General features: G+C 70.6%; 24 protein-coding genes and 1 pseudogene. 13 read left to right on the top strand and 12 right to left on the bottom strand.

All coding sequences use genetic code 11. The features are described from left to right. Complete coding sequence (locus G7B67_RS08550; RefSeq protein ID WP_166210867.1) at positions 1–543, top strand: gamma carbonic anhydrase family protein; 543 nt, start codon at positions 1–3, stop codon at positions 541–543. 73 nt (positions 544–616) lie between these two features. On the opposite strand, the gene G7B67_RS08545 is transcribed toward G7B67_RS08550, so the two are convergent. The 6 genes and pseudogenes from G7B67_RS08545 to G7B67_RS08520 form a co-directional block, all read right to left on the bottom strand. Then, positions 617–916 carry an antibiotic biosynthesis monooxygenase family protein gene (locus tag G7B67_RS08545; RefSeq protein ID WP_166210864.1) on the bottom strand — a complete coding sequence of 100 codons (300 nt, stop codon included), beginning with the start codon at positions 914–916 and terminating at the stop codon, positions 617–619. Between the two features lies 1 nt (position 917). Next, complete coding sequence (aroE, locus tag G7B67_RS08540; protein WP_166210861.1) at positions 918–1,751, bottom strand: shikimate dehydrogenase; 834 nt, start codon at positions 1,749–1,751, stop codon at positions 918–920. Positions 1,752–1,790: 39 nt separating this feature from the next. Beyond that, positions 1,791–2,783, bottom strand: coding sequence for a porphobilinogen synthase (gene hemB, locus G7B67_RS08535; protein WP_166210858.1), 993 nt, complete (start codon positions 2,781–2,783; stop codon positions 1,791–1,793). A 60-nt stretch (positions 2,784–2,843) separates the two neighbouring features. Then, positions 2,844–3,092: a hypothetical protein gene (locus tag G7B67_RS08530; protein WP_166210855.1), complete on the bottom strand. Its 249-nt coding sequence runs from the start codon at positions 3,090–3,092 to the stop codon at positions 2,844–2,846. A 120-nt stretch (positions 3,093–3,212) separates the two neighbouring features. Beyond that, positions 3,213–4,220, bottom strand: a complete 1,008-nt coding sequence (locus G7B67_RS08525; protein ID WP_425482429.1) for a chorismate transformation FkbO/Hyg5 family protein — start codon at positions 4,218–4,220, stop codon at positions 3,213–3,215. Beyond that, positions 4,217–5,571 (bottom strand): annotated as a pseudogene (locus tag G7B67_RS08520) (NAD(P)/FAD-dependent oxidoreductase); the annotation flags it as partial. The gene G7B67_RS08525 and the pseudogene G7B67_RS08520, both read right to left, overlap by 4 nt. A gap of 158 nt (positions 5,572–5,729) precedes the next feature. Here G7B67_RS08520 and G7B67_RS08515 point away from each other — a divergent pair. From G7B67_RS08515 to G7B67_RS08475, 9 genes are all read left to right on the top strand, one after another. Then, a complete protein-coding gene (locus tag G7B67_RS08515) occupies positions 5,730–5,999 on the top strand; it encodes a phosphopantetheine-binding protein (RefSeq protein WP_166210849.1) in 270 nt (89 codons plus the stop codon). Continuing rightward, on the top strand, positions 5,974–6,711 hold the full coding sequence (locus G7B67_RS08510; protein ID WP_166210846.1) for a COG4648 family protein: 738 nt from the start codon (positions 5,974–5,976) through the stop codon (positions 6,709–6,711). The genes G7B67_RS08515 and G7B67_RS08510 overlap by 26 nt, the downstream gene beginning before the upstream one ends. 67 nt (positions 6,712–6,778) lie before the next feature. After that, positions 6,779–7,054, top strand: coding sequence for an ApeI family dehydratase (locus G7B67_RS08505; RefSeq protein WP_166210843.1), 276 nt, complete (start codon positions 6,779–6,781; stop codon positions 7,052–7,054). Further along, complete coding sequence (locus G7B67_RS08500) at positions 7,051–8,055, top strand: lysophospholipid acyltransferase family protein (RefSeq protein ID WP_166210840.1); 1,005 nt, start codon at positions 7,051–7,053, stop codon at positions 8,053–8,055. Before G7B67_RS08505 ends, G7B67_RS08500 begins: the two co-directional genes overlap by 4 nt. Next, on the top strand, positions 8,003–8,638 hold the full coding sequence (locus G7B67_RS08495; protein WP_341480466.1) for a LolA-related protein: 636 nt from the start codon (positions 8,003–8,005) through the stop codon (positions 8,636–8,638). The genes G7B67_RS08500 and G7B67_RS08495 overlap by 53 nt, the downstream gene beginning before the upstream one ends. A gap of 171 nt (positions 8,639–8,809) precedes the next feature. Next, positions 8,810–11,146, top strand: coding sequence for an MMPL family transporter (locus G7B67_RS08490; protein ID WP_166210837.1), 2,337 nt, complete (start codon positions 8,810–8,812; stop codon positions 11,144–11,146). Positions 11,147–11,201: 55 nt separating this feature from the next. Next, positions 11,202–11,669 carry a hotdog family protein gene (locus G7B67_RS08485; RefSeq protein WP_484482027.1) on the top strand — a complete coding sequence of 156 codons (468 nt, stop codon included), beginning with the start codon at positions 11,202–11,204 and terminating at the stop codon, positions 11,667–11,669. Between the two features lie 148 nt (positions 11,670–11,817). Beyond that, positions 11,818–12,552, top strand: coding sequence for a 3-oxoacyl-ACP reductase FabG (fabG, locus tag G7B67_RS08480; protein WP_166210832.1), 735 nt, complete (start codon positions 11,818–11,820; stop codon positions 12,550–12,552). Positions 12,553–12,625: 73 nt separating this feature from the next. Beyond that, a complete protein-coding gene (locus G7B67_RS08475; RefSeq protein WP_166210829.1) occupies positions 12,626–13,249 on the top strand; it encodes a hypothetical protein in 624 nt (207 codons plus the stop codon). Between the two features lie 44 nt (positions 13,250–13,293). On the opposite strand, the gene G7B67_RS08470 is transcribed toward G7B67_RS08475, so the two are convergent. Next, positions 13,294–14,478, bottom strand: coding sequence for an SDR family oxidoreductase (locus tag G7B67_RS08470; RefSeq protein WP_166210826.1), 1,185 nt, complete (start codon positions 14,476–14,478; stop codon positions 13,294–13,296). 130 nt (positions 14,479–14,608) lie between these two features. Here G7B67_RS08470 and hemH point away from each other — a divergent pair, with 130 nt between their 5' ends. Both hemH and G7B67_RS08460 read left to right on the top strand, forming a co-directional pair. Continuing rightward, positions 14,609–15,568 (top strand): ferrochelatase, encoded by a 960-nt coding sequence (gene hemH, locus G7B67_RS08465; protein WP_166210823.1) that lies wholly within the window; start codon positions 14,609–14,611, stop codon positions 15,566–15,568. Further along, positions 15,565–16,473 (top strand): alpha/beta fold hydrolase, encoded by a 909-nt coding sequence (locus G7B67_RS08460; RefSeq protein ID WP_166210820.1) that lies wholly within the window; start codon positions 15,565–15,567, stop codon positions 16,471–16,473. Before hemH ends, G7B67_RS08460 begins: the two co-directional genes overlap by 4 nt. Positions 16,474–16,485: 12 nt before the next feature. On the opposite strand, the gene G7B67_RS08455 is transcribed toward G7B67_RS08460, so the two are convergent. The 4 genes from G7B67_RS08455 to ttcA all read right to left on the bottom strand — a co-directional run bounded on the left by G7B67_RS08455 (position 16,486) and on the right by ttcA (position 20,166). Next, a complete protein-coding gene (locus tag G7B67_RS08455; protein WP_166210817.1) occupies positions 16,486–16,977 on the bottom strand; it encodes a hypothetical protein in 492 nt (163 codons plus the stop codon). A gap of 179 nt (positions 16,978–17,156) precedes the next feature. Beyond that, complete coding sequence (locus tag G7B67_RS08450; RefSeq protein ID WP_425482428.1) at positions 17,157–17,951, bottom strand: YgjP family zinc-dependent metalloprotease; 795 nt, start codon at positions 17,949–17,951, stop codon at positions 17,157–17,159. Positions 17,952–18,177: 226 nt separating this feature from the next. After that, positions 18,178–19,083: a recombination-associated protein RdgC gene (locus tag G7B67_RS08445; RefSeq protein ID WP_166210814.1), complete on the bottom strand. Its 906-nt coding sequence runs from the start codon at positions 19,081–19,083 to the stop codon at positions 18,178–18,180. Positions 19,084–19,269: 186 nt separating this feature from the next. Continuing rightward, positions 19,270–20,166: a tRNA 2-thiocytidine(32) synthetase TtcA gene (gene ttcA, locus G7B67_RS08440; RefSeq protein ID WP_243412303.1), complete on the bottom strand. Its 897-nt coding sequence runs from the start codon at positions 20,164–20,166 to the stop codon at positions 19,270–19,272. Positions 20,167–20,276: 110 nt separating this feature from the next. On the opposite strand from ttcA, the gene G7B67_RS08435 reads away from it, so the two are divergent. Beyond that, positions 20,277–20,495: a YdcH family protein gene (locus G7B67_RS08435; protein ID WP_166210808.1), complete on the top strand. Its 219-nt coding sequence runs from the start codon at positions 20,277–20,279 to the stop codon at positions 20,493–20,495. 58 nt (positions 20,496–20,553) lie between these two features. On the opposite strand, the gene plsB is transcribed toward G7B67_RS08435, so the two are convergent. Beyond that, on the bottom strand, positions 20,554–23,173 hold a 2,620-nt coding region (gene plsB / locus G7B67_RS08430; protein WP_166210805.1), incomplete at its 5' end, for a glycerol-3-phosphate 1-O-acyltransferase PlsB.

Genomic DNA, 23,173 nt, shown 5'->3' with positions numbered 1-23,173 from the left:
ATGAACATCCGTCCCTATCTCGGCACCCTGCCCACGCTGGGCGAACGCGCCTACGTCGACCGCTCCGCCACACTGATCGGAGACGTGGTGCTGGGCGACGACGCATCGATCTGGCCGGGCACGGTGGTGCGCGGCGACGTCAACTTCATCCGCATCGGCGCGCGCACGAACGTGCAGGACGGCTGCATCGTGCATGTCAGCCACGACGGCCCGCACGCGAAGTTGGGCGGATTCGCCACCGTGATCGGCGAGGACGTCACCATCGGCCACAAGGCGATCATCCACGCCTGCCGGATCGAGGACGCGGTGCTCATCGGGATGGGCGCGATCCTGCTCGACGGCGCCATCGTGCGCAAACACGGGTTCGTCGGCGCCGGCGCGCTGGTCGCACCGGGCAAGGAAGTCGGCCCGGGGGAACTGTGGCTGGGCAATCCGGCGAAGAAGGTGCGCGTGCTGGCCGATGCCGAAATCGAAGCGCTGTATTACAGCGCCCAGCACTACGTGCGCCTGAAGGATCGCTACCTGGCCGAAGCGCCGCTGTAGGACGCGTTGCCGGGGTGGGTGTTCGGCGGTCGTCCGTCCGACGACGACGAGGCGGGCGCAATGGATGCTTCGCCTACTCCGACTCGAAGCTGCCCAGCCGTGCTTCGCTTTCGGTCAGCGCGTCGCCCGCGCGATCGATCTGCGCATAGGCCTCGCGATTGTCCTGCAGGAAGGCCTCGTAGTCGGCCCGCGTGCGCCAGCGGTCGAGGGTGACGTACTCCCGCGGCTCCCCTGCGTCGCGCAGCAACCGGGTGCCGAGGTAGGCGGGCGAGGCCGCGAACAACCGGCACCATGCACCGGACGCGCCGTACAGCGCCTCGAACGCCGCCTCGCGACCGGCGGCGACGCGATACGACCAGGCGACCGTGTACACCTCAGTCGGCGCTGACCAGGCGCGCGTCGTGCTCGCGCAGCTGCGCGTACACCGCATCGGTATCCGGACGCACGCCATGCCAGCGTTGGAAACTTTCGGCGGCCTGCTCGACCAGCATGCCGAGGCCATCGATCGCGTCGCGCGCGCCGGCCGCCCGGCCCCAGGCAAGGAAGGGAATCGCCGCCTCGCCGTAACTCAGGTCGACCACGCTGGTGCGCGGCCCCACCAGCGACATCGGCAGGCTCGGAAAGCGGCCCTCGCGCGCGGCCGAGGTCGCATTGAGGACCAGGTCGAACTCTCCCAGCGCCGGCAGGTCGTCGAAGTAACGCGGATGCACGCGCCCGGGCTCGCCCAGCGCATCGGCCAGCGCATCGGCGCGCTCGGGCGTGCGGTTGACGACGTAGAGGTCGCCGACGCCGGCATCGAGCAGGTCCGGCGCGACGCCGCGCGCGCCACCGCCGGCACCGAGCAGCAGGCTGCGCCGGCGCCGGAGGTCCAGCCGATGGCGGCCGGTGAGGTCGCGCACCAGGCCCGCGCCGTCGGTGTTGTCGCCGTGCCACTGGTCGTTGTTGCGGATGAGGGTGTTGACCGCGCCGGCACGGCGCGCGCGCGGACTGAGCACCGCGCATGCGGCCATCGCCTGCGCCTTGTAGGGCAGGGTGACGTTGGCGCCGTCGCCGCCGCTGGCCAGGAAGGCCTGCAGCGCGGCGGGGAAATCCTTGGTGTCGATCGCCACGTAGTCCATCGCGACCCCGGCCTGCCGGGCGAACGCAGCGTGGATGCGCGGCGACAGCGAATGCGCCACCGGATGACCGAAGACCGCGAACCGTTTCATGCCTGCTCCTTCATGCCTGCCGTTTGTAGCCGAAGCGCTTCAGCCGCGTTCCCTCAACCAGGCCGCGACCTGCAAGGCGAAATAGGTGAGCACGCCGTCGGCCCCGGCGCGCTTGATGCAGGTGAGTGCCTCCATCACGCAGGCACGCTCGTCAAGCCAGCCATTGCCGATCGCTGCGCGCAGCATCGCGTACTCGCCGCTGACCTGGTAGACGAAGGTCGGCGCGCCGAAGGCATCCTTCACCTGGCGCACGATGTCCAGGTACGGCATGCCCGGCTTGACCATCACCATGTCGGCGCCTTCGTCCAGGTCGAGCGCGACTTCGCGCAGCGCTTCGGCGGCGTTGGCCGGATCCATCTGGTAAGTGGACTTGTTGCCCTTGCCCAGCGCTCCCGCGCTGCCGACCGCATCGCGGAACGGGCCGTAGAAGGCCGATGCGTACTTCGCGCTGTAGGCCAGGATGCGGGTGTGGATGTGGCCGTCGCGCTCGAGCGCGGCGCGGATCGCGCCGATGCGGCCGTCCATCATGTCGCTGGGCGCGACCACGTCGGCACCGGCGCGGGCGTGCGAGAGCGCCTGCCTGACCAGCGCCTCCACGGTCTCGTCGTTGACGACGTAGCCACTGGGATCCACCAGGCCATCCTGGCCGTGGCTGGTGTAGGGATCCAGCGCCACGTCGGTGATCACGCCCAGGTCCGGGAAGCGCTCCTTCAACGCGCGCACGGCGCGCTGGCACAAGCCGTCGTCCTGCCACGCGGCGGCGGCGTCGAGCGACTTGGCGTCCGGCGCCGTGACCGGGAACAGCGCCAGCGCGGGGATGCGCAGTTCCATCGCGCGCTCGGCGACATGCAGCAGTTCGTCGATCGACAGCCGCTCGATGCCCGGCATCGAGGCGATCGGCGCGCGACCGGAGAGTTCGTGCACGAAGACGGGATAGATCAGGTCGTCGGCGGTCAGGACGGTCTCGCGCATCAGCCGCCGCGAGAAGTCGTCGCGGCGCATGCGCCGGGGACGGGTGTGGGGATGGCTCATGCGGCCATGATACGGCGCAGGCGGCGGCCTGGCTTGCCGCACGATGAGCCGCCGGTGGCGTCAGATCACGCCGCCGCCCAGGTGCAGGCGGACGATCGCGACCACGATCACCAGGCCGTTGAGGACCAGCCCGGCCTTGGCGCGGCCGCGATGGCCGGCGCGGCTGAGGAGCACGCCGATCGCGGCGATGATCGCGCCGACGGCGGCGAAGGGAATCAGGAACCAGTTGCCCCAGCCCAGCAGCGGAACCAGCGCCAGCACCATCCACAGCAGCGCGACGATGCCCCACACGATGCTGATCAGACCCATGGTGCCAACTCCTGGTGGTGGATGAACCTGGTGGTTCGTGGTTCCCGCTTCGCGATGCAGCGCGAAGTCGAATCAATGCGATCGTCGGCGATCCACCTCCAGCGGATCGCCCGGCGCAGCCTACCCGTGCACGCCGTCGATCTCCACGCACAGTTCGCGCCGGCAGATGGCCGCATGCAGCACGATGTGCGGCACGCGATTGCCGAAGCGCGCGCGCAGCGCGTCGGCCACCAGTGCCAGCTCGCCGCGATCGCGCACGTACACCTTGAGCCGGGTACCGGCACCGAACTGCGCGGGCAGCGCCGGCTGCGACTGCCGCGCCGCGCCCAGCAGCGCGTCGAAATTGGCGAAGGTCTCCTCGATCTGCGCCAGCAGCGCGTCGGCGTGCTGGGACGCATGCCCGACCACGCTGGCGGTGCCGGACAGCAGCAGTGGCAGCCGATCGCGGGTAGGCGGCAGCATCGCGCGGGCGAAACTCGGCGGCTGCGGACCGTAGGCGCGTGGATAGCGGTAGGCGCTGACCTGGCGCGGGTTTTCCACCGGTACGCCGGGGGCGGTCGCGGACAGCCAGTAGATCTGCAGCACGCGGGCGTCGTCGCAGCGGCCGATCGCGGTCGCCGCCGGCAGCGCGGTCGGGTCGAAGTCGCCCAGCCCGCGCGCGCGGCCGACGCAGAACTGGCGGTAGCGCTCGGCATCGCCATCGCCCTGGGTGATCGCATCCAGGTAATTCCAGATCCGCAGCAGGTGCGGCGCCTGGCCGTCGCGCACGAACGCGGTCAGGCGCGCGTAGGCGTGCGCGGCGGCGGCGGTGATGCCGCCGTCGCCTTCGGCGACCTCGATCACGCCGAACGCGAGCTGGCCGTTGCTCGACCAGGCGATCTCGCCGTCGCGGCCGCTGGCGATCGGCCCGTCGCTGCGCCAGACCTCGTAGGGCGCCGCGCCGGCGAGCGGTTGCAGCGGCACGTGCAGGTAGCGCGGATCCGCGTGCCGCGATGGCGCCGCGCCGCCGAAGCCGAACACCGCCAGCACGCCCGCCTGCGCCAGCAACGCATCGGGCGCAGCGGCGACGACGTAGTCCACCGCGAACGGCGGCAGGCTGGCGGCGGGCAGGGGCCGTTGCGCGCTCATGGCGTTTCCGCCTGCATGGCATCGCCCGCCAGCCCGCGGCGGATGCCGCGCCTGCGTTGCCACCAGCTGCGCAGCGCCGACGGTGCGATGCGCAACGCGGTGACGGCATAGATCACGCGGAAGATGCGCAGCCGCCACAGCACCGGGCGGGCGTCGAACACATCGCCGGCCAGCATCGAGATCACCGCCTGCTCGACCTGCAGCACGTTGCGCGGCGAGGCGAACAGCCGCTTCATCGTCGGCGACGTGAAGCGGTAGATGAACCACTTGAATTCCTTCAGTCCGCGCGTCAGGTGCCGCTCCAGCGCGCGCATCAGCGCCGCTTCGCGCGCGGGATCGCGCAGGGCGCCGTCGATGGCTTCGGCGGCGCGCTCGGCGTGGTTCATCGCCAGGAACACGCCGGAGGAGAACATCGGGTCGACGAACGTCCACGCATCACCCACCAGCGACCAGCCCGGCCCGCTCATGCGGCGGCAGTCGTAGGCGTAGTTGCCGGTGACATGCACCGGGCCCTCGCGCACCGCATCGCGCATGCGCTCGCGCGAGGCTTCGACCGAATTGAGCGTGCGCAGCAGGAAGGCCTCGGTTTCGCCGCGACGCTGCTTGAGGTAGTCCGGCGAGCACACCGCGCCGACGCTGGTGGTGCCGTCGCTCAGCGGGATCAGCCAAAGCCAGCCGTGCTCATGGCGACAGATGGTGACGTTGCCGGCATCGTCGCCGTCGCGTCGCGGCACGTTGCGGTAGTGGCTGAACACCGCCGCCGACTGGTGCCGCCGGTTGCGCTGCTTGAGCCCGAGCTTGCTGCCCAGCAGCGCGTCGCGCCCGCTGGCATCGACGACGTGGCGCGCGCGGATCACGAGTTCGCCTTCGGCATCGCGCGCATGCACCTGCTTCGGACGGCCGCTGGCATCGAAGTCGACGCGCTCGACTTTGACCGCCTCGCGCGCATCGACGCCTTCGCCGCGGGCATGGTCGAACAGCAGCTTGTCGAAATCCTCGCGCTTGACGTGGAAGGCGTAGCCGGCGCCGCCGCGCAGCGCGCGATCGAAGCGGAACACGTTGTAGTTGCCGCCTTCGACCGGGAAATCCGCGCCGAGCTTGAGCACGCCGATCGCGCGCACCTGCTCCAGCACGCCCAGCCGCTCCAGGATCGGCATGTTCATCGGCAGCAGCGACTCGCCGATGTGGAAGCGCGGATGGCGCTCCTTCTCCAGCAGCAGCACCTTCCAGCCGCGGCGCGCCAGCAGGGTCGCGGTGGTGCTGCCGGCGGGGCCGCCGCCGATCACCAGCACGTCGGTGTCCAGCGCCCGGGGCGCGCGGTCGGGCCCGGCGCCGGCCGCGCCGTCGGCGCGGGTCGCTGCGGTGGGAACGGGTTGGGTCATGGGTGGTTCGTGCGCTGCAATCCAGCACGCATGATAGCGGCGGGCGCCGGCGCCGGTCGCGCGCGCAGTTGCGCGGCGGCGCGCGATGGCTGAAGGTGGCGGCCTTTCCCACTGGATCAACGTCCCGATGTCCGCGCAGACCGCAGCCGAACGTGAACTGGCCGAACTCCTGGTCGACAGCCTGAACCTGGAGGACGTCGCGCCGGAATCCATCGACCCGGACGCGCCCCTGTTCAACAGCGGCCTGGGGCTGGATTCGATCGACGCACTGGAACTGGCGCTGGCGATCAGCAAGCGCTACGGCTTCCAGCTGCGCTCGGACAACGACGAGAACCGCAAGATCTTCGCCTCGCTGCGCGCGCTGGCCGCGCATGTCCAGCAGCACAAGGCCGCCTGACGCGGACGCCCCGCGCGGCACGCTCGCCGGGCATGCGGCCTGGCTGCGGCTGGTGCTGGTCGCGGCGTACCTGCTGTGCTCGCGCCTGGCCGGCCAGCCGCATGGCGATGGCCGCATCGCCGCGCTGGCGCTGGCCGACCTGGCGCTGATCGTGCTGCTGCGGCCGCTGCTGGAACGGCGCGCCGGTGCGTGGCTGCTGCTGGTGGCGATCCTCGCGGCGCTGGCCTGGCTGGTCCCCGCGGCGGGGGTGCATGCGGCGCTGCTGCTGGTGCCGGCGGCGATCATCGGCGCGGTGGCGTGGACCTTCGCGCGCACGCTGCGCACGGTGCCGCTGATCACCCGCATGGTGGCCGGGCTCGACGGCATCCCGGCGACCGAACTGGCGCCGGACCTGCGCCGCTACACGCGCAACCTGACGCGTTCATGGGCGTGGCTGCTCGGCGTGCTCGCGCTGCTCAACCTGCTGCTGGCCCTGCTGCGCGTCCCCGACGGATTGCTGGCGACGCTCGGCATCGCGCCGCCGTGGGCGCTGGCGCAACCGTGGTGGTCGTGGGCGGCCGGGGTCTTCAACCTGGTCACCATGGTCGGCTTCTTCCTGGCCGAATTCGCGCTGCGGCAACGGCGGTTCCCGGGGCGTTACCGCAACCTGGCGGACTTTTTGCGGCAGATGGGCGGGCTCGGCCCGGCGTTCTGGCGCGACGTCACGCGCTGAATGCGCATGCGCTTGCGATGACCCCCGCGCGGCCCTCATGCTGCGCGCGCACAGGGGTTCGTCCGTCATGTCGTTCATCATTCCCGCCGACCATCCCAGCCTGCCGGGGCACTTTCCCGGCCGCCCGATCGTGCCCGGCGTGGTGGTGATCGAGCGCGTGCTCGACGCCATCGAGGCCGCGCACGGCCCGCTGGGCCCGTTGCGCCTGCCGCAGGTGAAGTTCGCCCAGCCGCTGTTGCCCGGCGAAGCGGCCGACATCGTCGTCACCGGCGAGGCGCCGCGCTGGCGCTTCCGGGTAGTGCGCGGCGACACGCTGCTGGCCAGCGGCGAGGTCTGCGCATGAGGGCCGACACGCAGTCAGGCCCGCAGTGGAAGCAGCGCCCCGAAGGCGGCGGCCGCTTCGCGATCTGGCTGATCCGCTGCATCGCGCGCTATTGCGGGCGCCGCGTCGCGCGCCTGCTGCTGGGACCGATCACGCTGTATTTCCTGCTGGTGCGCGGGCCGGAGCGGCGCGCCTCGATCGGCTATCTCGAACGCGTGCTCGACCGGCCTTCGACCTGGCGCGATGGCGCGCGCCACATCCACACCTTCGCGTCGACCATCCTGGATCGCGTGTTCCTGCTCAGCGGCCGGCTGCGGCAGTTCGACTTCACCCTGCACGGCCTGGACGACGTGCACGCTCAGCTGGACAAGCGCCAGGGCGTGCTGCTGTTCGGCTCGCACCTGGGCAGCTTCGAGGTGATGCGGGTGCTGGCGCGCGCGCGCCCGGACTACGTCATCCGCGTGGTGATGGACACCAGCCACAATCCGGCGATGACGCAGCTGCTCGATGCGCTGGACCCGGTGATCGCAGGCAACGTCATCGATGCCGGGCAGGACGGGCCGTCGCTGATGCTTGCGATCCAGCAGGCGGTGTCCGACGGCCATTGCGTCGCGCTGCTGGTCGACCGCGTGCAGCCCGGCGACGAGGCGGTGCGGGTGCCGTTCCTGGGCAGCGAGGCGCCATTCCCGCGCGCGCCGTGGCTGATCGCCTCGGCGCTGCACGTACCGGTGGTGCTGGCGTTCGGCCTGTATCGGGGCCGCAACCGCTACGAGCTAGCCTTCGAGACCTTCAGCGATGGCCTGCACATCCCGCGCGCCGAGCGGGCGCAGGCGCTGGCGGCGCTTATCCGCCGTTACGCCACGCGGCTGGAACATTACGCGCGCCTGGCCCCCTACAACTGGTTCAACTTCTATGACTTCTGGAATCCCGACGCCCCGTCGCCCGCCGCTGCGCCGCGCGCTCACGTCGATGCTGCTGTCGGCGAGCGTGCTGGCGATGGCACCGCTCTGCGCCGCGCCTGAGGCCGGCGGGGACGCGGTCGACACCGGCTGGATCCTGTCGCACCTGGCGCGGCCGGCGCCCACGCGCACGGCCTTCGTCGAGCTGCGCGATTCGAAGCTGCTCAAAGCGCCCTTGCGCATCCAGGGCGAATACCGCAGACCGGCCGCCGACACGCTGGTGCGCGAGGTTCAGGCGCCCTACGTCGAGACCACCACGATCCGCGACGGCAACGTCAGCATCGCGCGCAACGGCAAGGCGCCGCGCACGTTCTCGCTGGCCCGGGTGCCGGAACTGGCCGGCCTGCAGGCCGGTTTCGGAGCGCTGCTGTCGGGCGACCGCACGCAGCTCGAGCAGCATTACCGGCTCGCCAGCGAGGGCGTCCGCCAGCATTGGACGCTGACGCTGACACCCAAGGACGCTGGGTTCGCGGCCAAGGTGCGCGACATCACCCTGTATGGGCGCGGCGCGGAACTGCGCTGCATCGAGACCACGCCGGCTGCCGGCAGCGAGGTCCAGCGCACGCTGCTGGCAGGGGCCGCGGCCGATGCCGCCGGAGCCAGCACCAGCGCCGCGCTGGCGACGCTGTGCCACGGCCAGGGTTGACCGCTTCGGCCAACGCAGCGCGGTGACGTAAGCAGGCGCGAGCTTCGCAGTTTCCATCGCAGCCGCCCGGCGCGGCCCAACGTCCGATCCGCGCGGCGATGATGGCCTGGCGGCGCCGCTGCGGCACAATCCACGCTTTCGCCGCCCGGCGATGTCCACGCGCGAGCGCCGATGACCGCCCTGACCTCGACCCACCGCCTGCTGCTCGCACTGCTGTGGCTGGCCTTGCTGCTCGGCGCCGGCTGGCTCGTCGGGCAGCACCTGCACCTGAGCGGGGATCTGCGGAAGTTCATGCCGTCGCCGCACACCCCGGCGCAGAAACTGTTGATGGACGAACTCGGCGAGGGTCCGGGTTCGCGCCTGCTGCTGGTGGGCCTGTCGGGCGCGCCGCCGCAGGAACTGGCGCGGCAATCGCAGGCGCTGCGCAAGCGCCTGGCGGCGGATCCGCAGTTCGCGCTGGTCGCCAACGGCGATGTCGGGCTCGACGCGATTCCCGCACGGCTGCGTCCGTATCGCTACCTGCTGTCGGACACGCTGGACACGCAGGCGCTGGATGCGTCCACGCTGCGCGACGCGCTGGACGCGCGGGTCGAGGACCTCGGCTCGCCGGCGGCGTCGCTGGTCGAACCGCTGGTGTCGTCCGATCCGACGCTGGAAACCCTCAAGCTTGCCGAATCCTGGCAGCCGGCCAACGCGCCGCAGCGCCTGCATGATGTCTGGTTCGACCGCGCCGGCACGCAGGCGCTGCTGGTGGCCGAGACCATCGCGCCCGGCTTCGATCCCACCGGGCAGCAGGCGGCGGTGAACGCGATCGGGCAGGCGTTCGCCGCGGTCAAGGCGAAGAGCGGATCGCGACTGAGCCTCAGCGGACCGGGCGCGATCTCGGTGGAGATCGGCAATCGCACGCAACGCGAGGCCGGCTGGATCGGCACCGTCGACACCATCAGCCTGGTGCTGCTGCTGTGGTTCGCCTATCGCAGCTGGAAGGCGCCGCTGCTGGGCGTGCTGCCGCTGGCCAGCGCGGGACTGGCGGGGCTGGGCGCGGTGGCGTTGCTGTTCGACGGCGTGCACGGGATCACGGTGGCCTTCGGCTTCACCCTGATCGGCGTGGTGCAGGACTACCCGATCCATCTTTTCAGCCACCAGCACGCGGGGCTCTCGCCACGTCAGGGCGCGCGCGAGTTGTGGCCGACGCTGGCGACCGGCGTCGCCTCGACCTGCATCGCCTACGTCACCTTCCTCGCCTCCGGCGTCGATGGCCTGCAGCAGCTGGCGGTGTTCACGATCACCGGGCTGGCCACCGCCGCGCTCACCACGCGCCTGCTGCTGCCGTCGTTGATCGACCCGCGGCCGCACGATGTCGCCGATTCCCGGCGCCTGCAGCAGGTGTGGGCGTGGACCACGCGGCTGCCGCGTCCGCGCGCTTCGCTGTTCGTGCTGGCGGCGATTGCGGTCGCGGTGCTGGCGTTCGCGCCGGGCGCGTTCTGGCAGAACGACCTGTCGAAACTCACGCCGGTGCCACCGGACGCGATGGCGCGCGATGCCCGCCTGCGCGGCGCACTCGGCGCGCCCGACGTGCGCTACGTGATCGCGGTCGCCGGCCGCGATGGCGAGGCTGCGCTGCGGGCCAGCGAACGCCTGCGCTCGCCACTCGATGCGCTGGTCACCCGGCGTGCGCTGGACGGCTACGACCTCGCCGCGCGCTACCTGCCCAGCGCCGCGACCCAGCGCGCGCGGCAGGCGGCGCTGCCGGATACGGCGACGCTGGAGGCGGCGCTGGCCGAGGCCGTCGCGCAGACGCCGTTCCGGCCGGATGTGTTTGCCGATTTCCTGCACGACGTCGCGGTCGCCAAACGCGCGCCGCCGCTGACCGCGCGTGATCTTGCCGGCACGCCGCTGGCGACCAGCGTGTCCGGGCTGCTGCTGCAGCGCGCCGACCACGCCACCGCGCTGATCTCGCTGAGTGGCTTGCGCGACCCGGCGGCGGTCGCACGGGTGGCCGCCGCGCACGGCGCGCAACTGCTGGATCTCAAGCAGGCCTCCGAATCGCTGGTGGTCGAGTACCGGCAGCGGGTGTTGTTCGCGCTGGCGATCGCCGCGCTGCTGCTGGTGGCGACGGTGTGGCTCGCGCTGCGGCAGCCGCGTCGCGTGTTGCGGGTGCTGGCGCCGATGGCGCTGACGACGCTGCTGATCCTGGCCGTATTGCGCGGCTTTGGGGTGGAGCTGAACCTGTTCCACCTGGTCGCGCTGATCCTCGCCGCGGGCCTGGGGCTGGATTACGGCCTGTTCTTCGACCATGCCGGCGACAGCCGCGAGGAGCAGCTGCGCACGCTGCACGCGGTGATCGTGTGCAGCCTGACCACGCTGCTGGTGTTCGCGCTGCTGGCGCTGTCGTCGATCCCGGTGCTGCGCGCGATCGGCAGCACGGTGGCGATCGGTGTGTTCGGCAACTTCGTGCTGGCGCTGCTGGTGACCCGGCGACCGGCGGTGGCCGGCGATGGCGCCTGAGGACATGCGCGTGGCAGGCGCAGCGTGCCCGCCTGCGACGGATGGCGACGCACCGATCGGACGCGAGGCCATCCTGTCGCTGGTCCCGCACCAGGGCGCGATGTGCCTGTGGGACGAAGTGCGCGCGTGGGATGCCCGCCGCATCCACGTCGCCGCGCACAACCATCGCGACCCGGCCCACCCGCTGCGCAGCGCGGGACGCCTGCGCGCGCTGCACCTGTGCGAATACGGCGCGCAGACGATGGCGGTGCACGGCGGCCTGCGCGCGCGCGCGGCTGGCGGTCGCGCAAAACCCGGCCTGCTGGTGGCGCTGCGCGGCATCGCGTTGCACGTGGCGCGGATCGACGACCTGCCGGGCGTGCTGGAATGCCACGCGGAGGTGCTGACCGACGGCGACGCGGGCTGGCAGTACGCCTTCCGCATCGTGCATGGCGACGCGCTGCTGGCCGAAGGCCGCGCGGCGGTGATGCTGCAGGCCACGCTCCCCGAGGGAGAAGGCAGAGCCGCGTCCCCGGGCAGCTAGCCGCTTCTCCCGATGGGAGAGGGGCTGGGGTGAGGGGCGCGTGGCGGCACGCTAAGATCGCGCCGCACTGTTGCAGAGCCATCGTCCCGCATCCGGCGCTGCGCGCCACCTTCTTCCTTTGGGAGAAGGGCACCGAGTCGAACGACCCATGCCAGAACACACATTGCGCCGCGCCCTGGTCACCGGCGGCAGCGGCGACATCGGCGGCGCGATCTGCCGCCAGCTCGCCGCCGACGGGCTGCATGTCGTCGTCCACGCCAATGGCAACCTTGCGCGCGCGCAGTCGGTCGTCGATGACATCACCGCAGGCGGCGGCAGCGCCCAAGCGGTCGCCTTCGACGTTGCCGACGGCGATGCGACGCACGCCGCGATCGATGCGCTGCTTGCCGCGGGCCCGATCCAGGTCGTGGTCAACAACGCCGGCATCCACGACGACGCCCCGATGGCCGGGATGCGCGACGCGCAATGGAAGCGCGTCATCGACGTCTCGCTGCACGGCTTCTTCCATGTCACCCAGCCGTTGCTGCTGCCGATGGCGCGCACGCGCTGGGGTCGGATCGTCAGCGTCTCGTCGGTCGCCGCGGTGCTCGGCAACCGCGGCCAGGTCAATTACGCCGCCGCGAAGTCCGCGCTGCACGGGGCGTCGAAGTCGCTGGCGCGCGAGATGGCCTCGCGCGGGATCACCGTCAACGTCGTGGCGCCCGGCGTGATCCAGGGACGCATGGCCGATGACAGCTTCGGCCCCGACCAGGTCAAGGCGCTGGTCCCGGCCGGTCGCGCCGGCACGCCCGACGAAGTCGCCGCACTGGTGCGCTTCCTGTGCTCGGACGCCGCCGGTTACATCAACGGGCAGGTGATCGGGGTCAACGGCGCGATGGGCTAGTACCGGCCGCACCGACGGGATAGATGGCTGGACCGCCGGGGACGGCGGCCGCCAACCAGGCCAAGGGGAAAGCATGAAGGCGTTTTTCGGGATCCTGCTCACAAGCGTGGCGCTGGCATCGACGCCGGCCCATGCGCATTCCAACAAGCTCATGCAACCGGCGGCGCAGCAGCAGGCTCCCCAGTTGGAGGCCGGCAAGGCGATGCTCGTGATCCTTCGGCCATCGCGTGCGGGCGGCGCGATCGCCGCATCGACGTACGACATTACCGGCGATCAGACGACCCTGATCGGCGTGCTCGGCCCGCACGACGAAATCGCATATCAGGTCGACCCCGGCCAGCATCGTTTCATGGTCGTTGCCGAGAACGCCGATTTCATGGATGCCACGTTCGACGCCGGCAAGACCTATTACGCGGTGCTGCGTGTGCGGCCGGGAGTGTGGAAGGCGCGCTTTTCGCTGCTGCCGATCCATGCGACTTCCGACGACCAGTACAACCTGCAATCGCCTGACCTTGCCGACTGGAAGGCCGGCTGCGAATGGGTCGAGCGGACCGACCGCGCCGACGCGTGGTTCGTCGCCAATCGTCCGAGCATCGAGAACAAACGCCGCGAATACCTGGTCAAGTGGGACCGGATGGCGCCCAACGACAAGGCCGAACTCACCATGGGTGCCGGCGATGGCGTGGCGCAACCTTGAGCCAGGCGTGAGCGGCATGGCGCCGTCGCGCCATGCCGGCGACATCAGCCGTGCGGGCCGCCCATCACCGGCAGAACCACGCCGTTGACGTAGCTCGCGCACGCGGGCGAGGCGAGGAAGACGTAGGCCGGAGAGATCTCCTCCGGCTGCGCCGGTCGGCCCATGTCGCTGTCCTGGCCGAATTTCGACACCTTGTCGGCGGTCTGGTCGGCTGGATTCAGCGGCGTCCACACCGGGCCCGGCGCGACGGCGTTGACGCGGATCCCGCGCTCGAGCAGGTTGCTGGCCAGCGACTTGGTGAAGGCGTGGATCGCGCCCTTGGTCGCGGAGTAGTCGAGCAGTTCCTTGCTGCCGAACAAGCCGGTTTCCGAACCGGTGTTGATGATGCTGCCGCCTTCGCGCAGGTGCGGCAGCGCCGCGCGCGCCATATGGAAGTAGCCGCCGATGTTGGTCTGCAGGGTCTCCTGCAGGTGCGATTCGGTGAGGTCCTCCAGCGACTTGCTGTGCATCTGGAAGGCGGCGTTGTTGACCAGGATGTCGAGCCCGCCGAGGGCGTCGACCGTTTCCTCCACCGCCTGCCGGCAGAAGGCCGGATCCTTGACGTCGCCGGCGATCAGCACGCAGCGCGCCCCCTCGCGCTCGACATGGCGCTGGGTTGTCTTCGCATCGTCTTCCTCGCTCAGGTAGACCACCGCGACGTCGGCGCCTTCGCGTGCGAACAGCACCGCCACCGCGCGCCCGATGCCCGAATCCCCGCCGGTGATCAGCGCGGTCATGCCGGCGAGCTTGCCGCTGCCGGCGTAATCGGGGGCGAGGAAGCGCGGCTGCGGATCCAGCGCCGCTTCGCTGCCCGGCTTGCGCTGATGCTGCCTGGGCAGGGGGTTTTGCGGCTGCCGCCGGGATCCGGCCTGGACGGGGGTCTTCTTCGCGGACTTGCCGGCGCTTTTCGACGCCTGCTTGCTGGCCGGCTGTTTGGGGGTGGCCTGTTTGGATGCCGTCTTGGCCGACGGCTTCTGCGCCGCTCCCTGCTTGCCGCTGGAGCTGGCCGCCTTGCGCGCCGCATTCAAGGCATCCGCCTGGCGCTGGATCGCCTGCTGCTTCGATGCAGTGCGCGTGCCTTCCCCGGTCTTGCCTGTGTTGCCCGAGCTGCGGGTGCCGGTCGCGGTCGACGCGCCGGACACGGGGGAACGTGCGGCCTGGGTGCGGGTGGCGGTCTTCCTGCTGGCCATGGCAATGCTCGGGCGGGAGGGAACCACGACCCTACGAAGGCCTGCGTTGAAAACGCGTGACCTCTGCGGCGACAGCGTCATCCAGCGCATGCGTGTAGCCCTCGCGCGCCGGCGCTGCCATGCTAGTGCGATGCCCGACTCCCCCACGACGGCCGTGCTGCTGGTCAACCTCGGCACGCCTGCGGCACCCACGCCGCGCGCGGTGCGCCGCTATCTCGGCGAGTTCCTCGGCGATCCACGGGTGGTGCAGATTCCGCGCTGGCTGTGGTGGCCGTTGTTGCACGGCGTGATCCTGCCGCTGCGCGGCAAACGCGTCGCCGCCAAGTACGCCGCGATCTGGCTCGACCGTGGTTCGCCACTGGCGGTATACACGCATGACCTTGCCGTTGCGCTGCAAGCGCGCTTGCCGGCGATGCGGGTGGCCGACGCGATGCGTTATGGCGCGCCGGCGATCGCCGCCACCGTGGCCGGGCTGCGCGCCGACGGGGCGACGCGGGTGCTGGTGTTGCCGTTGTATCCGCAGTATTCGACCACCACCACCGCGTCGGTCGCCGACGCGCTGGCCGACTGCCGCGATGTCGACGTCCGGATGGTCCACGACTACCACCTCGATCCGCGCTGGGTCGCCGCCGTCGCCGGTTCGATCCGCGCGCACTGGCAGGCGCATGGGCGCGGCGCGCACCTGGTGCTATCGCTGCATGGGCTGCCGCAACGTGTCGTCGACGGCGGCGATCCGTATGCGCGCCAGTGCGAGGCCAGTGCGTGCGCGATCGCGGCCGCGCTCGGCCTGGACGACGGCCAGTGGACGCTCGCCTACCAGTCGCGGTTCGGCCGCGAGCGCTGGCTGCAGCCATCGACGCTGGAGGTGCTCGATGGCCTGCTGGCACGCGACGTGCGCCGGATCGATGTCGCCTGCCCGGGTTTTGCCGTCGACTGCCTGGAAACGCTGGAGGAGATCGCGATGCAGTTGGCCGAGCACGTCGCTGCGCGCGGTGGCGAGCTGCGCGCCATCCCTTGCCTGAATGCCTCACCCGCGCACGCCGATGCGCTGGCGGCGCTGCTGCAGCTTGAACTCGAGGCCTGGGCATGAGCGATGCGCCCGTGCCTGCATCGCGCGAGGTGTTGCGCGAAGACACGCTCACGATTCCACTCGGCGCGATCCGCGTGCTACGCACCGCGTCGCCCTCCGCGCCGGCGTGCCGGGTGCTGGCGCTGCACGGCTGGCTCGACAACGCCGCGAGCTTCGTCCCGCTGGCGCCGCTGTTGCAAGGCATCGAGCTGGTGGTTCCGGACCTGCCCGGCCATGGCCGCAGCGCCCACCTGGCAGCGGGCGCAGACTACTCGTTCGCCGGCGCGGTCAACGCCGTGCTCGACATCGCCGATGCCCTGGGCTGGCCCCGGTTCGCGCTGCTTGGTCATTCGATGGGCGCCGGCATCGGCAGCCTGCTCGCCGCCGCCTGCCCGGAGCGGATCGAACGCTTCGTCGCGATAGAAGCGCTAGGCGCGCTGGCCGAGACACCCGAGCGAACCGTGCAGCGCATGCGCGACGCGGTCGCCGCCACGCGTGCCCTGCCCGGCAAGCGCCTGCGCGTCTTCCCCGACATCGCCACCGCGGTGCGCGTGCGCATGCAGGCCAACGCCCTGAGCGAGCCGGTGGCGCGGCTGCTGGTCGAACGCGGGCTGGTGCCGGCGCCCGCCGATGCATCGGCGCAGGGCTACGTCTGGAGCAGCGACCCGCGCCTGACCCTGCCCACGATGCTGCGCACCACCGAGGCGCAGGTGCGCAACCTGGTCGAGGGCATCGGCTGCCCGACCCGCGTGATCTACGCCGATCCCGCGCAGCCCTACCTGCCCGATCCGCTGCGCCGCGATCGTGCGGCGCTGTTGCCGGACGGCGACATGCGCATCCTCGCCGGCGGGCATCACCTGCACATGGAAAATCCGGACGCCGTCGCCGCCGCGATCGGCGATTTCCTCACCGCCGGCGCGGCCTGACCGCGCGCGGCGTTACTGCCTGGTGGTGAGCTGCAGGCCGACTTTCACCGCGCCGTCCTGCTCGTCGAAGGTCAGCATCGCGCTGCGCCGGTCCTTCTCGAAGGCCAGCATCTGCGCGCTGCCGGACTGCTGCATGGCCATGGTCTGCTTCCAGCCCTGGGCCTGCATCTGCTTGCTGGCGTCGGCGAACAGCGTCGCCGCACTGCCGCTGGCGGCGAGCGAGACGACCTGCGCGTTGGGCATCTCCATGACGCTGTCGATGCTGTACTCCGCCGGCAGGTAGACGTCCTTGGGGAAGCTCGCCGGCAAGGCCGCCGACTCGCCGCTGGCGATCTTCAGATCGCCCTGGTCGCTCTTGATGGTGACCTGGCCGCCGTCCTTGTCGACCTCGACCTTGTGGCCGCTCGCCGCCGAGACCGCGGCCTCGGCCAGGCGCTCGCTCGGCGACTTGCCGCAACCGGCAAGGCACAGCGCACCCGCGACGAGAAAGAGAAATGAACGCACGCGAGGCCCCTGGTGGTGTCGCGGCCGGATTCGCCGCACCACTGTGAACGCAATCGCGCGTGCCCGCCGGCCACGCGCGACGGGCGCTGCAGGCGGCGAATGCCGCATCCCTGGCCTACTCCAGCAATCGCGATTGCGAGCGCGAATACCCCATCGCGTACCCCATCGCGGCGCCGGCGTCAGTCGAGCAACGCCCGCAGTGCGGACTTGAGCCTGCGTCCGTGTGCATGGAAATACGCGCGTTCGTCGCGCCAGGCCGGAAAGCGCGTTTCGACTTCATGCCAGAACCTGCTCGAATGATTGGCATGGATGAGATGGCACAACTCATGCACCAGCACGTATTCGAAGGCGGACGGGCGCGCCAGCACCAGCGACAGGTCGAGCACCACGTTGCCGTCGGGCGACAGCGAACCCCACTGCGAGCTCATGCGCTTGAACTGCAGCCGGCGCGGCGGGCGCGGCAGCGACGGCACGTACCGAGGCAGCCAACGGCCGAGGTCGGCGCGCGCCTCGCCCTCGTAGAAATCGCGCAGGGCGCGCTGCAAGGCCGCCTGGCCGCCGCGCGGCGGGACGTCGAATGCCAGCGCCGGTGCGCGCGTGGGGCCCGCACTCGCCCCGGCCCAGTGCAGCCTGGCGTAGCGGCCCGGCTGCCAGTGCAGCGGGACATCGGCATCGCGCAGCGGGATCGATGCGGTGGCGTCGCGCTGCAACGGCAGCGGCACCGATTGCGCGTAATGCGCCAGCTGCGCGGCGAGCCAGTCGCTGTGCTCGGCCAGGAACCGCTCGCCGGAGACCAGGCTCGCGCGCGGCGGCAGCGTAAGGCGCGCACCGCGCTCGTCGACGCTGAGCTTGAGCCGCCGCGCACGCGGGTTGCGCACGCGCTGCACCGCGATGTCGCGGCCGTCGGCGAGCGTGAATGCCAGCGTGTCGCGTTCGAGCGTGCGCGGCTGCGGTGCGAGGAAACGACGGATCAATGCAATCGGCTTCGGGAGCGTTTACGGACGGCCATTGTAGGCGTCGCGCCGTCGGTGGACTTCACGATGCCGGCGCTCGCAGGCAAACATGCGATCGTCTGATCCATCGGCAGCGACGCGCTGCCGGAGCGCTTGCGCCCCATCGATGCCGCACGCTCCGCAGTCGCGATGCCGGCAATAACCACTCGCCGGGCGAGCATTCCGGGCATCGCGCCGCGATGCGCGGTCAGGCGTCGACCTTGCTCAGCCGCAACGCCGGCTCCAGCACGCTGAACAGGCGCTTGGCTTCGGCCGCCATCAGCGCGAAGCGCGCATCGAGCTCGGCGCGGAGGTCGTCGCGCTCGCTGGATTCGAGCTGGTCGACGGCGCCATCGAGCAGTTTGAACTTGCGCAGCACCAGGTCCTCGCCGAGCACGAAGGAGACGTGGTCGTCGAGATTGAGCGCCAGCCGCGTCACCTGCTTGCCGGCCTCCAGGTGCTTGCCGATCTCGTCGCAGGCCAGGTCGTGGCGCTGGCACTTGACGACCGCGCCGCGGTCGGCGGCGTCCTTCAGCTCGCACTCGTCGCCCAGCGACAGGCCGTCGGGCAGCGGCTCGCCGGCGATCCAGCCGGTGAGCACCGCGCGCGGCGCGACTTCCGCATTCAGCGGCAGCGCGGGGAAGCTGCCCAGCGCGTGGCGGATTTCGCCGACGACGCCCTCGGCGCTCTTGCGGCTGGAGGTGTCGACGATGCACAGCCCGTGCTCGAGGTCGAGCAGCGCATCGGTGCGGCTCGGGCGCACGAACGCGCGCGGCAGCAGTTCATGCACGAGGTCTTCCTTGAGCCGCTTGCGCGCGCGTCCACCGGGCTTGCGGCCTTCCTTCTGCTCCATGTCGGCCAGCCGCTGGGCGAGCATGTCGTTGACGACGGCGCCTGGCAGCAGGCGATCCTCGCCACCGACGGTGAGCCAGATCGCATCGCCGATGCGATGCGACAAGGCCTCGCCATCACGGCCGAAGGGCGAGACGAAACCACGCGAGGACATCTCCAGCGGTCCGACCGGCTTGAGCCGGTGCGCGTCGAGCTGCGATTCAAGGTCGGTGAAGTCGAGCGAGGAGGGGAAGCGGAACAGGGTCAGGTTGCGGAAGAACATCGAAAGTCCGGCAAAGAGAAAAGGGAATGTCCATTGCCCGTCATTCCCGCGACGGCGGGAATGCGGTTGATCGTCGGCGCGGTCGAGCGAAACAGGGAAGCGGGAACCGGGTCAGGTTGCGAAAGGACATCGATGGCGGTCAGCGGGACGGAAAAGAGCGTTATTGCCCGGGTGGAAACGTCGCGCTCATTCGTCGTCGCCCGAGCGCCCCGTTGCGTCCCCCGCCAGCCACGCGTGCGCATCCGCCAGTGCCGCACCCCCGCGCGCGCCGAGGTTCAGGAAGTCGAACAGCTTCGGATCGCCCAGCTGCGAGGGCCGGATGTCGCCCAGCGCGCGCGCGATCATCTCGACCCGTCCCGGCGACTCGCGCTCCCATTGCTCGAGCATGCGCTTGACCTGCACGCGCTGCAGGTTGTCCTGCGAGCCGCACAGGTTGCAGGGAATGATCGGGAAGGCCTTGGCCTGCGCATAGGCGGCGATGTCGTCCTCGCGCACGTAGGCCAGCGGGCGGATGACGACGTGGCGGCCGTCGTCGGAGAGCAGCTTCGGCGGCATGCCGCTGAGCTTGGCGTGGAAGAACAGGTTGAGGAAGAACGTGGCGACGAGGTCGTCGCGATGGTGGCCGAGCGCGATCTTGGTATAGCCCTGCTCGGCGGCGAACGAATACAACGCCCCGCGGCGCAGCCGCGAACACAGCGAGCACAGGGTCTTGCCTTCGGGGACGACGCGGGTGACGACCGAATAGGTGTCCTGCTCCAGGATCCTGTAGTCGACGCCCAGCGATTCCAGGTAGGCGGGCAGCACGTGTTCCGGGAAACCCGGCTGCTTCTGGTCCAGGTTCACCGCGGTGAGCGAGAAGCGGACCGGCGCCTTCTTCTGCAGCTGCAGCAGGATGTCCAGCAGGGTGTAGCTGTCCTTGCCGCCGGACAGGCACACCATCACCTTGTCGCCGTCCTCGATCATGCCGAAGTCGGCGATCGCGCGGCCCACCTGGTGGCGCAGGCGCTTGGCGAGCTTGTGCCGTTCGTGCGCGTCGGCGTGCGCGCGGGCGGCGCGGCGCGGGACGGGTTCGGCGAGGGGCAGGACGGTGCTCACGGCGGGCGATCGGATGCGGCGGAACGGGCGGCCATTCTAGCCGCGCACGCCGCGCGCCGTCGGCGAACATCGCCGCGGTTTGGCATTAAGCTGCGGGCGTGAACCAGCCGACCGATCCCGCCGAACTCTCGCGCCTGGCGCTGCGCGTGGTCGAACTGCGGCAGGAGCATCGCGACCTCGATGTCGCCATCGCCACCCTGCAGGCGAAGGTCGATGCCGATGAACTGGCGATCAAGCGCCTGAAGAAACGCAAGCTGCAATTGAAGGATTCCATCGCGAGGATCGAATCGGCGCTGATCCCCGACGAGCCGGCCTGAGCCGGCCCACGCCGGCACCCCGATCCTGCACAACGGGGCCCGGCGCGCGCCGGGCCGATTACTCGGCCGGTGCGCCGGTGTCGCGCGCCGCCGCTTCCGGACTCACTTTTTCGATCGTATGCCGCAGTTCGCGGCCGAGGATGACCTTGGCGTCCCGGGCCCAGGTGTCCAGCCGCTGGTCGAACACCAGCTTGCTGTTGCCGTCGGGCCACACCAGGCGCAGTTCGCGCAGCTTGAGGATGAAGGTGCGGAACAGCGACTTGTCGAAGAACTCCGGCGCCGCCGGCGCGTACAGCAGGCTCAGGCGCTGCGCGGCCAGCTGGCACAGGCTTTCCAGCTCACCGGTGCCGAGCGTGCCCGGGCCGTTTTTCGCCAGCACCGAGATCGCGATGTAGTAGCGCTCGAATGCCTGCTGCAGCGCATGCCCGATCGCGCGCAGGCGGAACATCTCGTCGCTCTGGCCGGCGTTGCGGCCAAGCATATCGCCGCCGTCCTCGCCGACTTCGGACAACAGCCCTTCGCGGATGAAGACGTCGATCGTGCGGTCGATGCGCTGGGCGAAGCCGTCGTCGTCCCAGGGCAGGAAGAGCTCGGCCTTGAGGAACGGATACATCGCCTGTCCCAGGCGCAGCATCGACTGCCGCGACATGCGCCGGTTGTGCAGGAAGCAGCACGCGATCCACGCCGACGCGGTGAACAGGTGCAGCACGTTGTTGCGGAAGTAGCTCAGCAACACTGCGGTCTCGTCGTCCACGCTGAGCACATCGCCCAGCGGATGCGCGACGCGCGTCAGCAGGCCGATCTCCTCGCCGTGGGCGATGATCTGCTCGGGCGTGTGCGGGGTGACGGTGATGCGCTCGCCGTAGGGCACGTCGGCCAGCAGCGTCTTCGACAACGCGATCTGTGCCAGCAGGTCCGACTCGCCCATCGCATGCTTGGGCGTGGACAGCAGCGACAGCGCGAGCAGGTTGACCGGATTGACGTCGGCGGCGCGGTTGACGTTGACGTTGATGCGCTGGGCGACGGCGTCGATGGTTTCGGCCAGCCACGCCGGCTTCTCGTCCTCGGCCACCGGGCTGCCATCCCACCCGGCCGCGTGGGTGGCCAGCATGTCATTGAGCAGGATGGGTTCTCCGAAGTTCACCACCACCTGGCCGAAGTTGCTCCGCAGCACCTTCGGTATCCCGAGCAGCAGGCCGAAGATCGATTCCTTCGCCTTCGGCTTGCCGGTCAATTCGTCGAGGTAGCTGCGGCCTTCCATCAGCTTCTCGTAGCCGATGTAGACCGGCTGGAACATCACCGGGCGCGTGGGCTGGCGCAGGTAGGCGCGCACCGTCATCGCCAGCGAGCCGCCCTTGGGCGGGAGCAGGCGGCCGGTGCGCGAGCGTCCGCCTTCGATGAAGTATTCGATCGAATAGCCGCCGGCGACGAGCTGCGCCATGTATTCGCGGAACACCGCCGCGTACAGCGCGTTGCCGCGGAAGCTGCGGCGGGCGAAGAACGCGCCGCCCTTGCGCAGCAGCGTTCCGACCACCGGCAGGTTGAGGTTGATGCCGGCGAAGATGTGCGGCGGCACGATGCCATGGGTGTAGAGCAGGTAGCTCAGCAGCAGGTAGTCCATGTGGCTGCGGTGGCTGGGCACGTACACCACTTCGCGGCCCGGCGCGTCGGCCTTGAGCTTGTCCAGGTGGTGCACCAGCACGCCGCGGTAGATGCGGTTCCACACCGGCGTGAGCAGGAAGCTGGCCGAGCGCACCACCGGGTGCGAATAGTCGGCGGCGATCTCGTAGGCGTAGCCGTGCGCCTTCTTCCACGCGTCCTGTTCGCCCTTGCCGCCCTTCTCGCGCCGCGCCTGGTCGGCGATCGCCTCGCGCACGGTGTCCGAGGCCAGCACCTTGTCGATCAGCAGCCGGCGGGTCGACAGGTCCGGGCCGATGATGGCCTCGCGGATGCGGTTGAAGTGCGTGCGCAGCACGCGCGAGAGCTTGCGCACCGTGCGCTCGGGCGGCAGCGCCTCGTCGATCGCCGCGCGCACGCCGACCGGCGGGGCGAAATGCACCAGCGTGTCGCGGCCGTTGAGCAGGATCGCAAGCAGGCGACGGAAGCGTCCGACCAGCGTCCAGTTTTCCGAGAACAGCACCGAGAACCAGCCGCTGTTCTTGTCCGGCGCGCGACCGATGAAAATCGATACCGGCACCAGCTGCACGTCCAGCGCCGGATCCTCGCGATGGGCCTGCAGCAGCCGCGCGAGCGAATCCGAATGCCGCTTCACCGGCGGCGCCGGCTTGTTCTGCGCCAGCTGCGCGGCGCGGTTGAGGGTGCTGCCGGCATTGCGCCGCGACAGCGCGACATACGCGCGCTTGCGCCCCAGTGGATCGCCCGGCAACGGCCGCAGCGGCGATGGCAACCCGGCCTGGCGGCAGGCGCGCTCGAGCACGAGCGCGTTGGACAGGCCGTAATCCTCGAGCACGTAGCAGACCGGGCGCGGGTCCACCAGGTCGGCCGGCGCCGCGGGCTCGATGGTCAGGCCGATCCACGGTTCCAGCAGCTTGCCCAGCAGCGGCGCCCACCAGGGACCGCGGCTGGCGGCGCTGGCGGATGGACGCGGGCCGGGCGGGAGCGGCCCGACCGCGAGCTCGGCCTGGACCGGCGGCGGCGCGGGGTGGCTGCGCGCGCCG

The sequence above is a fragment of the Cognatiluteimonas telluris genome (assembly GCF_011320095.1).
GTDB classification, from domain to species: Bacteria; Pseudomonadota; Gammaproteobacteria; order Xanthomonadales; family Xanthomonadaceae; genus Cognatiluteimonas; species Cognatiluteimonas telluris.
The sequence above is the reverse complement of the archived record's forward strand: the minus strand, read 5'-3'. Positions and strand labels throughout refer to the sequence as shown.

Coding starts and splice junctions, on each gene's coding strand:
- G7B67_RS08475 (WP_166210829.1), top strand. CDS start 12,626: ATGAAGGCGTTTTTCGGGATCCTGCTCACAAGCGTGGCGCTGGCATCG.
- G7B67_RS08550 (WP_166210867.1), top strand. CDS start 1: ATGAACATCCGTCCCTATCTCGGCACCCTGCCCACGCTGGGCGAACGC.
- G7B67_RS08445 (WP_166210814.1), bottom strand. CDS start 19,083: ATGTTCTTCCGCAACCTGACCCTGTTCCGCTTCCCCTCCTCGCTCGAC.
- G7B67_RS08530 (WP_166210855.1), bottom strand. CDS start 3,092: ATGGGTCTGATCAGCATCGTGTGGGGCATCGTCGCGCTGCTGTGGATG.
- aroE (WP_166210861.1), bottom strand. CDS start 1,751: ATGAAACGGTTCGCGGTCTTCGGTCATCCGGTGGCGCATTCGCTGTCG.
- G7B67_RS08510 (WP_166210846.1), top strand. CDS start 5,974: ATGTCCAGCAGCACAAGGCCGCCTGACGCGGACGCCCCGCGCGGCACG.
- fabG (WP_166210832.1), top strand. CDS start 11,818: ATGCCAGAACACACATTGCGCCGCGCCCTGGTCACCGGCGGCAGCGGC.
- G7B67_RS08490 (WP_166210837.1), top strand. CDS start 8,810: ATGACCGCCCTGACCTCGACCCACCGCCTGCTGCTCGCACTGCTGTGG.
- G7B67_RS08495 (WP_341480466.1), top strand. CDS start 8,003: ATGCTGCTGTCGGCGAGCGTGCTGGCGATGGCACCGCTCTGCGCCGCG.
- hemB (WP_166210858.1), bottom strand. CDS start 2,783: ATGAGCCATCCCCACACCCGTCCCCGGCGCATGCGCCGCGACGACTTC.
- G7B67_RS08460 (WP_166210820.1), top strand. CDS start 15,565: ATGAGCGATGCGCCCGTGCCTGCATCGCGCGAGGTGTTGCGCGAAGAC.
- G7B67_RS08505 (WP_166210843.1), top strand. CDS start 6,779: ATGTCGTTCATCATTCCCGCCGACCATCCCAGCCTGCCGGGGCACTTT.
- G7B67_RS08525 (WP_425482429.1), bottom strand. CDS start 4,220: ATGAGCGCGCAACGGCCCCTGCCCGCCGCCAGCCTGCCGCCGTTCGCG.
- hemH (WP_166210823.1), top strand. CDS start 14,609: ATGCCCGACTCCCCCACGACGGCCGTGCTGCTGGTCAACCTCGGCACG.
- G7B67_RS08515 (WP_166210849.1), top strand. CDS start 5,730: ATGTCCGCGCAGACCGCAGCCGAACGTGAACTGGCCGAACTCCTGGTC.
- G7B67_RS08500 (WP_166210840.1), top strand. CDS start 7,051: ATGAGGGCCGACACGCAGTCAGGCCCGCAGTGGAAGCAGCGCCCCGAA.
- G7B67_RS08470 (WP_166210826.1), bottom strand. CDS start 14,478: ATGGCCAGCAGGAAGACCGCCACCCGCACCCAGGCCGCACGTTCCCCC.